Source organism: Bradyrhizobium sp. (genome assembly GCF_019242285.1).
Taxonomy (GTDB): Bacteria; Pseudomonadota; Alphaproteobacteria; order Rhizobiales; family Xanthobacteraceae; genus Bradyrhizobium.
The window spans coordinates 1-9432 of sequence record NZ_JAFAVV010000253.1; the positions used below are offsets into that span (position 1 = coordinate 1).

General features: G+C 65.5%; 10 protein-coding genes and 1 tRNA gene. 1 reads left to right on the plus strand and 10 read right to left on the minus strand.

All coding sequences use genetic code 11. The annotated features are described in order from the left end of the window. From hisD to JOY90_RS09805, 10 genes are all read right to left on the minus strand, one after another. Positions 1-1232 (minus strand): histidinol dehydrogenase (gene hisD / locus JOY90_RS09760; RefSeq protein ID WP_291690928.1); only part of this gene is annotated, 1232 nt, incomplete at its 3' end. Between the two features lie 368 nt (positions 1233-1600). After that, positions 1601-2602, minus strand: coding sequence for an FkbM family methyltransferase (locus tag JOY90_RS09765; RefSeq protein WP_291690929.1), 1002 nt, complete (start codon positions 2600-2602; stop codon positions 1601-1603). Between the two features lie 70 nt (positions 2603-2672). After that, entirely contained in the window at positions 2673-3917 is a 1245-nt protein-coding gene (locus tag JOY90_RS09770; RefSeq protein ID WP_291690930.1) for a serine hydrolase, read from the minus strand. Between the two features lie 180 nt (positions 3918-4097). After that, positions 4098-4424, minus strand: a complete 327-nt coding sequence (locus JOY90_RS09775; protein ID WP_291690931.1) for a hypothetical protein — start codon at positions 4422-4424, stop codon at positions 4098-4100. Between the two features lie 62 nt (positions 4425-4486). After that, the gene (locus JOY90_RS09780; RefSeq protein ID WP_291690932.1) at positions 4487-4660 is read right to left on the minus strand and encodes a hypothetical protein; all 174 of its coding nucleotides are present in this window, start codon (positions 4658-4660) and stop codon (positions 4487-4489) included. Positions 4661-4821: 161 nt separating this feature from the next. Continuing rightward, positions 4822-5256: a DUF2948 family protein gene (locus JOY90_RS09785; protein WP_291690933.1), complete on the minus strand. Its 435-nt coding sequence runs from the start codon at positions 5254-5256 to the stop codon at positions 4822-4824. A 122-nt stretch (positions 5257-5378) separates the two neighbouring features. Continuing rightward, positions 5379-6203, minus strand: coding sequence for an alpha/beta hydrolase (locus JOY90_RS09790; RefSeq protein ID WP_291690934.1), 825 nt, complete (start codon positions 6201-6203; stop codon positions 5379-5381). A 50-nt stretch (positions 6204-6253) separates the two neighbouring features. Next, complete coding sequence (locus JOY90_RS09795) at positions 6254-6757, minus strand: hypothetical protein (RefSeq protein WP_291690935.1); 504 nt, start codon at positions 6755-6757, stop codon at positions 6254-6256. Positions 6758-6926: 169 nt separating this feature from the next. After that, the gene (locus JOY90_RS09800) at positions 6927-8642 is read right to left on the minus strand and encodes an FAD-dependent oxidoreductase (protein ID WP_291690936.1); all 1716 of its coding nucleotides are present in this window, start codon (positions 8640-8642) and stop codon (positions 6927-6929) included. Positions 8643-8692: 50 nt separating this feature from the next. Continuing rightward, positions 8693-8884, minus strand: a complete 192-nt coding sequence (locus JOY90_RS09805; protein WP_291690937.1) for a hypothetical protein — start codon at positions 8882-8884, stop codon at positions 8693-8695. A gap of 260 nt (positions 8885-9144) precedes the next feature. On the opposite strand from JOY90_RS09805, the gene JOY90_RS09810 reads away from it, so the two are divergent. Beyond that, positions 9145-9219: transfer RNA gene (locus JOY90_RS09810), tRNA-Thr, on the plus strand. The last annotated feature ends 213 nt before the right edge of the window (positions 9220-9432 follow it).

Consider the following 9432-nt stretch of genomic DNA (forward strand, 5'->3'; position numbering starts at 1 on the left):
AGCGAGATCGCCGCCGGCCCGAGCGCCGCCAGTTGGTCCGGTCCGCATTTGAGCAGCGACGTGCGCTTCATGAAGTCGAGCACGGAAAGCCCCGAGGAGAACCGCGCCGAGCGCGCCGTCGGCAGTACGTGGTTGGAGCCGCCGACATAGTCGCCGATCGCCTCCGGCGTATGCGCGCCCAAGAAGATCGCGCCGGCGTTGCGGATGCGCGCGGCAAAACTCTCCGGGTCGGCGGTCATGATCTCCAGATGCTCGGCCGCGATCGCGTCCGCGAGCGGCACGGCATCGGCGAGCGCCTCGACCAGGATGATGGCGCCAAAATCCTCCCAGGAGCGGCCGGCGATCGTGGCCCGCGGCAGCGTCGCGAGCTGCGCCTGCACCGCGGCCGCGACCTCGTCGGCGAGCCGCGCCGAATCAGTGACCAGGATCGCCTGCGCGCTCTCGTCGTGCTCAGCCTGCGCCAGCAGATCGGCGGCGATCCAGCCCGCATTGCCGGTCTCGTCGGCGATGACAAGCACCTCGGAAGGACCGGCGATCATGTCGATGCCGACCTTGCCGAACACCAGCCGCTTGGCGGCCGCGACATAGGCGTTGCCGGGCCCGACGATTTTCGCCACCGGCGCGATGGTCGCGGTGCCGTAGGCGAGTGCGGCCACCGCCTGCGCGCCGCCGACCCGGTAGATTTCGGAAACGCCGCCGAGCCGTGCCGCCGCCAGCACCAGCGGGTTCAACCTGCCGTCGGGGGCCGGCACCACCATCACCAGCCGCGTCACGCCGGCGACCTTGGCGGGGATCGCGTTCATCAGCACCGAGGATGGATAGGCCGCGGTGCCGCCGGGCACGTAGAGCCCGACCGCCTCGATCGCGCTCCAGCGCCAGCCGAGCTCGACGCCGAGTGGATCGGTGAAGCGCTGGTCCGCCGGCAACTGCTTCAAGTGAAAGGTCTCGATGCGGTCGCGGGCGAAGGTCAGCGCCGCCAGCGTTGCGGCGTCGCAAGCTGCGACGGCGGCGTCGATCTCTGCGGAAGTGACGCGCAGGCCGCCGGCGTCGAGCGCGAGCCGGTCGAACTTCCGCGTCGCCGCCAGCAGTGCCGCGTCGCCGCGCGCGGCGACGTCATCCACGATCGCCCGCGCCGCCGCCTCGACATCGGCCGAAACCTCGCGCTTGGCGGTGAGGAACGCCGCGAAGCGACGGTCGAAATCGGCGCTGCGGCGATCGAGGCGAACGGGCATTCCAATGGCTTTCTGGAGTCGGATTCGGGCGGCGGCGTATTGCAATGGCGCGGCGGTCTGGCGCCGTCAACCCCGCGGGTCATTCCGGGCGCACGCAGATGCGACCCGGAAATCTCGAGATTCTAGCTACGCAATTGCGTACCACAATTCGCCGCTGGCCCATCGCGCCGGAATGACCGTTCCCGCCGCGACCTTCTCCCTCCTGAGCGGCTGGAGGAACAGACCAAATTTCTGAAGAACGGAAGTATAATATTTTGGCGGCGCGGACTGGGCAACCCAAATCAGCTTGAATCTGCAGGTGAATTTAGCATTGGCGCACAGGCCGTCGTCATTGCTCCCCTGATGGCAGCCTCTCGACGTGCGAGACCTCAGTCATCGACGACCTGTCCGCCGTCGTAACCGCAAGCGATACGTCCGAGCGCGGCCCGGAACGGTTCGCTCTCGACCATGGACGCAAGTGCGGCCAGGTCGTCCTGTCCCGCCCTTCGGCGAGCGCGGGCCAAAATCGAAGTGATGAGGCCCGCATCGAGATGAGGCAGGCTCGCCCAGAATCCGCGCGCCAGATCCCGCGCCAGCGCATGATCGGGATGTTGCTCGTTTTCGGGAGCACGGCCGATCTCGTACATGTGACGAACCGCTTGCCACGGGGCTCGCTCGGGCGGGAGGCGTTCGATGATTTCGGGATGCTCCTGCGCGACGTAGAACCGGTTGAGAGTATCGAACAGGACGAAGCGGTAGTCCTGAGCGATCAGGTACGGCTCCCAGTCCTGCCAAGACGGCTCCGATGTCATCGGCGTGACCGCTTCGGCGACGATCACCTTGGGTCGAAAACGCCTCCAATCGCCGCCCAACAGAACATCGGCTTCGGCGCCTTCGACGTCGACCTTCAGGAAGTCGATCGTCTCCAATTCATGTTCTTCGCACAACTTCGCCAGCGTGGCCACAGGCATGCGAACGGTCTGGTGCGTGATGCCGAACGCCCGCGCTCTATGTGCGACATCTTCCACCGTCGTCGAGAGGCCGTGCAGACGGTCGACCACGTGAAAGTCGATCTCGCCGCCCTGTCGTCCGAGCAGGCCACGAACGACGACATCACGCGGACGTAGCCGCCGGTACAGCGCCGCAAGCTCGGGCTGCGGCTCGACGACGATGCCGTGCCAGCCGCGCTCATAGAACCAGAACGACACGTTGTCGGCAATCGGATGCCCCGCGCCGACATCGATATACGTTCCCGTCGCCTGCCCCGCGAAGGCAAGTGACAGATGATAATCCTCCATGTTCTGCGAGTAGGAGAGCTCCATCCGCGTTCCCCGTTTCTCCCGCCCGGCGACCCGCGCGCTCGGCCGAGACCTCGGTGCGGGCCGCAGCACCTCGGTAGCTTTCGGTTCCCATGGTCGGCTCCGGTCGCCGTTCTCATTGCTGGAGCCTCGATGAGCTCCCTCAATCCTTGCGCTGGCCTCTTCCCATTGCCTCGTAGATCATCGTTTTCAAGTTCAGTTGGATTCGTCCACCCTGTGTGGGTGACATCACCATGAAGACTCCGATCATCCCGTCCGCAGGGTCGACGAAATAGAAACTGCCGCCGGCGCCGTCCCAGCGGTATTCACCGAGTGGCCAGTTCGTATCCGGAGGTGGCGATGTGCGCACGGCAAAGCCAAGACCGAAGCCGCTGGTCGGGCCCGGAAAATAGAAGGGATCATGAATGATCCCGGTCTCCGGACCAATCTGATCCGACGTCATCAGCGCGACCGTCTCGCGCTTGAGGTATCGTTTGCCGTCCAGTTCACCGCCATTCAGCATCATCTGCAGGAAACGGGCGTAGTCCGCTGCCGTCGAGACCAGACCCGCTCCGCCGGACTCCCAGCGTCGCGGCAACGTAGGATCGCGGATTCCGGCGACTCGAAAGCGATCGACGGGAAATCCCCTCGCGATCAGCGGCCACTTCGCTTTGTCCGCGACATAATACGCAGTGTCGGACATGCCGAGCGGATCGAACAATCTCTGCTTTTCGAATTGGTACAGCGTCTGTCCGGAGACCACCTCGACGACACGGCCGAGCACGTCGGTTGAATGGCTGTAGTTCCAGCGCGTCGCGGGCTGATCGGCCAGCGGCAGCACCGCGATGCGGTCGGCGAAGTCGGCGTTATCGAAATCTCCTGCATACAACAGAGGATTCGCATAGAGTTTCTGCACCTGGGTCTCGCCGAAGAAGCCGTAGGTGATACCCGAGGTGTGCCGCAACAGATCCTTGATGGTAATCGGACGCTTCAACGGCTCGAGCTTGAGCGGATATTTTCCTGCCTCATCGGAAGTCTCGACACCGACCTTTGCTTTGGCAAAGGCCTCAATGTATTTCGACACGGAATCGTCGAGAGCCAGCCTGCCTTCGTCGACCAGCATCATCGCAGCAACCGACGTAATGGCCTTCGACATCGAATAGATCTGGAAGATCGTGTCCAGCGTCATCGGCAGCCCGGTATCGGGGTCGCGCACACCGAAGCATTCGAAATGGACCGGCTTGCCGTGCTGCTGGATCAGCAGGACGCCGCCGGGGATCTTGCTGGCCGCGATCTCGTCGCGAATGGTGTCGTCAAGCCGCGTCAGGGCCGCGGGTGAAAGAGTTCCCGCAGCCGGCGTTCCGGATTCGGCGCGCAGCTCCGACGCCCAGCCGATGGTCAGGGACATTGCAAACGCTGCCGCGGCAAGGCAGCGCAATGCGGTGTGTTGAGTTTGCGATCGCTTCATGAACGAGCAGCTTCGGGGTCCGTCGGATGATATAGCAGCCGCTGGTCAAAATGCGAAGCGACTCGGGTGTGAGCAGACCTGGTCCGATATGCCCGCCGTGCAGACCTCCATGAGCTGGCGCTAGTTCGAGACGACGCCGGCCCTGCGGACGTAAAGCTTGTCGCCCTTCCGGCTGATCTCGATGGCGCCGGCGACGCCTGCTGTCGAAAGCATCACGCTCTGGCCGGGTGCAAGCACCGACACGATGCGGATCGGCGTTCCCGCCTCGCCCTGCGCAAGGGTCGTGACGACATGCAACCCATCGCGCTCGACGGTGGAGTAGGCGATGCCGGATATCTCGCCGAGATGGATGCTCTTGGCCTCGATCGCGCGCACATCCTCGGCATGCGCCGCTCCAAGGAAGGCCAGCGCTAATGCTGCAGCGAAAAACGTGGTTCGGATCGACATCGTGATTCCCTCTGGTTTGCTGCGCAAATTCACCCGTCCGTTTCCGTTCGCGATGATCCCGGTCACGACCGGTCATCGTCTCCGCGACGGAGATTGACCTTGCCGACCGGACGAGCGATCGACTGCCCGGTCGCGACAGCCGGCGGAAAAACGCTGTCGTAGATCGCGCGCGCTTCCCGGATGAGCCGGAGCCGCTCCAGCTCGGCCTTCGGGACAAATCGGACGACCTCACCCATGGCACGCTCCATTCGGTGTTGGGACGATCTCATTTTATATTACGATCGTCATTCAATATAGCACATGGGGTGCGGGCGGCATCGTTGAAGCCCGACGGCGGCGATGCGGAGATAAAAAACCCGTGATTTCGTACGGCCGCATCGCCCGGGATTGACGACGGCTATGCGATCCCCGCGCCCTGGTCGGGGGCGATGTCCTCGGGGCCGAGATCGGTCAGCTCGCATTCCAGGCATTCGACGTCGAGGCGGAGCGCGCCGCCCTGCGCGAAGTGGAGCAGCGCGCTGCCGCCGGGCGCCTCGCTTTCGTGGAACTCGATGCCGACCAGGTCGAGCAGGCTGTCCTGATCGCCGAGATCGATGTTGCGCGACTTGCAGGCCAGCACGCGGTCGAAGCGCAGTGCTGCGACCAGCCGGCGCGGCTCGGTCTCGCCGGCCAGCGTCTGCTCCCAGTCCAGCCGGTTCATGCCGATCACCAGGCGTTTCTCGGCCTGGCGCCAGATGATGTCGACGACCTGCACGCGGGCGTCCTGCACATGGGTGGAGATCACCGCGAGATCGTCGGCATCGAGCGCCATCAGCTTGAGCGGGGGTGACACGGAACTCTCTCCAGGGGACCGCCAGTCTACCGCCGAAACGGCGCTGGCGCGACCATGAAGAGCTTCAGGAACCGACGGGCTGGGCAGGTCCGCCAAACACGCCCCGCGCCGTGACACAGCTTTCAACCCTTGAAGAAGGCGAGCAGGTCGGCGTTGATCGTGGCCGCTTCGGTCGTCGGCATGCCGTGCGGAAAACCCTTGTAGGTCTTCAGCGTGCCGTTCCTCAAAAGTTTCGCCGACAGCGGGCCCGAATCCGCATAGGGCACGATCTGATCGTCGTCACCATGCATCACCAGCACCGGCACGGTGATCTTCTTCAGGTCCTCGGTGAAATCGGTCTGCGAGAACGCGACGATGCCGTCATAATGCGCCTTCGCGCCGCCCATCATGCCCTGCCGCCACCAGTTCTCGATCACCGCTTCCGAGGATTTGGCGCCCGGCCGGTTGTAGCCGTAGAATGGACCGGCCGCGAGATCGCGATAGAATTGCGAGCGGTTGGCGGCAAGCTGCGCCTGCAACCCGTCGAAAATGTCCTTCGGCAACCCGCCCGGATTGGCCGCCGTCTGCACCATCAGCGGCGGCACCGCGCTGAGAATCGCGGCCTTCGCGACCCGGCTCTCGCCATGCCGCGCGATGTAATGCACCACCTCGCCGCCTCCGGTGGAGTGGCCGACATGGATCGCCTGCTTCAGGTCGAGATGCGCGGTCACCGCCGCCAGATCATCGGCATAGTGATCCATGTCGTGACCGTCGGAGGTCTGGCTGGAGCGGCCGTGGCCGCGCCGGTCGTGGGCGATGACGCGATAGCCGTGCTGGAGAAAGAACAGCATCTGCGTGTCCCAGTCGTCGGCCGAGAGCGGCCAGCCATGGCTGAACACGATGGGCTGACCGCTTCCCCAATCCTTGTAGAAGATCTCGGTGCCGTCCCTGGTCTTGATCATGGGCATGGAGCCAACCTTTCTGTCCTCGAACCGTCCCCTGCCCCGATCTCGCGCCGTCAGGCCGCGGCCTGGCCCGGCCTGTAGCGGCGCAGGTCGAACACGATCATCACCAGGAAGAACAACAGCACGATGCCCTGCACCGCCGCGAACGACAGGCCACTCGGCGGATTGCCCGGCGCCAGCTCATGCAGCGTGTTGATCTTGAGGAAGGTCTGGACCACCAGCACGAACACGTTGAGATACAGTGAGGTCAGCGCCGTCACGACGTAGATGCTGCGCCAGATGCCGGCCATCTTCAGGCCATAGAGCGCGACGCAGGCGATCGCGAGCAGCACCAGCGAGATGATGCCGAGGACGTGCGACGGCAGCAGCTCCGTGAACGGGAACATGAAGCCGGTAACGCTGGTCAGGATGGTGAACAGCAGGAAGATCGCGGTCAGACCCGGCATCCGGTCGCCGCGGAACATCGCGAACATCACGATCACGCCGGCGACGATCGCGATCAGACTGATGGCGACATGAAGGAGCGTGAACGCTCCCAAGCTCAACCCTAGCGTCATGATGAATTCCCCCTCGTTGCTCGGCTGCAGAGCGCCGATCGTACGTCGTTCCCGGCCGGTTTGCCATTCGCAGCCGCGTGACAAGCGGCAATCAGGTGCCAGCGGACGACGTGGGAACGTGCATTTTGAAAAAGTTTCGCACGTTGGTCACATGGCGAAGGCCCGTGCATCAAAGCGACGGCCGCGCGGCGTCGCCGAGAAAGCTGTGCAGCGCCGCCACCACCTGCGCGCCCTCGCCGATCGCGCCGCCGACGCGCTTGACCGAGCCGGAGCGCACGTCGCCGACCGCGAACACCCCGGGCACCGAGGTTTCCAGCGTCGGCACCGGACGGCCCTGGTTCTGCTCGGACTGCGCGCCGGTGACCACGAAGCCGCCCCGGTCGCGGGTGACGCCGCAGCCCTCGAGCCAGCCGGTGGCGGGATCGGCGCCGACGAACAGGAACAGGTTGCGGATCTCGGTGACGATCTCCTCCGGGGACAGGCGGCTGCGCCAGCGGATGCGCTCGAGCGTGGCGTCATGGTCGCCCTCGAGGGCGACCACCTCGGCGTTGAACATCAACTCGATGTTCGGCGTCGCCTCGATGCGCTCGATCAGATAGCGCGACATGCTGGCACCGAGGCCGCCGCCGCGGATGATCATCAGCACTTTCCGCGCATGGGCTGAGAGGAACACGGCGGCCTGGCCGGCGGAATTGCCGCCGCCGACCAGCGCCACCTCCTGCGCCGCGCAGAGCCGCGCCTCGATCGGCGAGGCCCAGTACCAGACGCCGCGGCCTTCGAAATGAGCGAGGTTCTCGATCTCCGGCCGGCGGTAGCGCGCGCCGCTCGCCACCACGACCGCGCGCGAACGCAGATGGTCGCCGCTGTCGAGCTCGAGCAGGAAATTGCCGTCGCGGCGCTCGCAGTCGAGCGTGGTCGCGCTGACAGGGATCATGACCTCGGCGCCGAACTTCTGCGCCTGGTTGAAGGCGCGCGCGGTCAGCGCGTGACCGGAGATGCCGGTCGGGAAGCCAAAGTAGTTCTCGATTCGCGCGCTGGCGCCAGCCTGGCCGCCAAAGCTGCGCGAATCCAGCAGCGCGACGGAGAGGCCCTCGGAGGCGGCATACACGGCGGTGGCGAGCCCCGCCGGCCCGCAACCGACGATCGCGACGTCGTAGATCTTGCGGCCGCGGCTGCCGCCGATCATGCCGATCGCGCGCGCGAGCTCGGTCTCGGTCGGGTTGCGCAGCACCGAACCGTCGCTCGCCACCACCAGCGGCCAGTCGTCCGGCGAGGGCGTGTAGCGCGCGATCAGCTCGGCCGCGTCATGGTCGCGCTCGGGATCGAGCACATGATGCGGAAAGCCGTTGCGGACGAGAAAGCCCTGGAGCCGGATCATTTCGGTGGAATTCGCCGGCCCGATCAGGACCGGGCCGCCGGCGCCGTCCTGGATCAGGTTGACCCGCCGCAGGATCAGCGCCCGCATGATCCGCTCGCCGAGATCGGCCTCGGCCACCAGCAGCGCGCGCAGCCGCTCCGGCGGGATCAGCAGCGTCTCGACGTCGCCCTCGGCCTGGCCGTCGACCAGCGCGTTGCGCCCCGAGAGCTGACCGATCTCGGCCAGGAACTGGCCCGGGCCCTGCTCGATGATCGGCGTGACATGGCCGAGCCCGTCGCGCTCGGTGAGGGCGACATGGCCCGAGAGCACCACGAACATGCCGGGCCCGGGCTTGCCGGTCTCGAACAGCATCTCGCCATGCCTGTAGGACCTGAGCTCGCCGAACTGGCGCATGCGCGCGATCTCGGACGGCGTCAGCTCCGGAAAGGTCTGCTCGCGACGCTGGAACACCCGTCCGGGCGCCCCGCCATTATCCGCATTGCCATTCGCGTCATCATGATCCGCCATCTCAGTCCCCTCGCACTCACCGCATACACCTCGGAGGAAGCCTTATTCCGCTAGCCGCGGGCCTTGCCAACCTCCCCACCTGGGGAGGTTTCGTGGTCGATCGATGGCGCGTCCCCCACTTTGCCGCGTTCGCGCGCCTGCACCTTCCGCCGCTTGAGATTTTCCCGCAACTTGAGCTTGAGCCGGCCCCGCCGCGACGCCGCCGCGGAACCCCGGTCGTCGTCGTCCTCGTCCGCCGTCATGCTGGCCTCACTTTTCGCTGCGCTACCCGATTTTGACGGGGGCAACCTCTAGGCGACATATCGTACGGCCCGGCGCTCCCGGCAATCAGCGGATCGTCGCGGCATTTCGGAAATGCACGGCGGATACGCCCCGTTGGCTGTCGAACGGGCATCGATTGGGGGGCGCGGAGGTCCTGCCTGCTTGCGCAGGGCGGCCCCTTGTGGCAAGAACCGGCCGCCTGAAGGATCCGCTTGGCCGATTCTGCTTTCGTCCCGGGCACGCTGCCGTAGCTCAGTGGTAGAGCACCCCCTTGGTAAGGGGGAGGTCGTGAGTTCAATCCTCCCCGGCAGCACCAGCCAATGCGCCTTGAAAAGTTCAGCAGCCCGCCCAGCAGAGCATGCGCTTGCGTTCTCGCGGCATGGAATGCCCGAGTTATCTGCCTCATTGAGACCCTCTCGAGAACAGAGGGCGCAGGGAAGGCCGGGTATCGACTGATACCCATGGCCCCCGTGCAGCAAATAAGCACGGGGTAGGAACCACAGGTTCAGCCGAGAATACCCGGCCCTCC

Coding starts and splice junctions, on each gene's coding strand:
- JOY90_RS09790 (WP_291690934.1), bottom strand. CDS start 6,203: ATGCCCATGATCAAGACCAGGGACGGCACCGAGATCTTCTACAAGGAT.
- JOY90_RS09795 (WP_291690935.1), bottom strand. CDS start 6,757: ATGACGCTAGGGTTGAGCTTGGGAGCGTTCACGCTCCTTCATGTCGCC.
- JOY90_RS09775 (WP_291690931.1), bottom strand. CDS start 4,424: ATGTCGATCCGAACCACGTTTTTCGCTGCAGCATTAGCGCTGGCCTTC.
- JOY90_RS09780 (WP_291690932.1), bottom strand. CDS start 4,660: ATGGGTGAGGTCGTCCGATTTGTCCCGAAGGCCGAGCTGGAGCGGCTC.
- JOY90_RS09770 (WP_291690930.1), bottom strand. CDS start 3,917: ATGTCCCTGACCATCGGCTGGGCGTCGGAGCTGCGCGCCGAATCCGGA.
- JOY90_RS09805 (WP_291690937.1), bottom strand. CDS start 8,884: ATGACGGCGGACGAGGACGACGACGACCGGGGTTCCGCGGCGGCGTCG.
- JOY90_RS09800 (WP_291690936.1), bottom strand. CDS start 8,642: ATGGCGGATCATGATGACGCGAATGGCAATGCGGATAATGGCGGGGCG.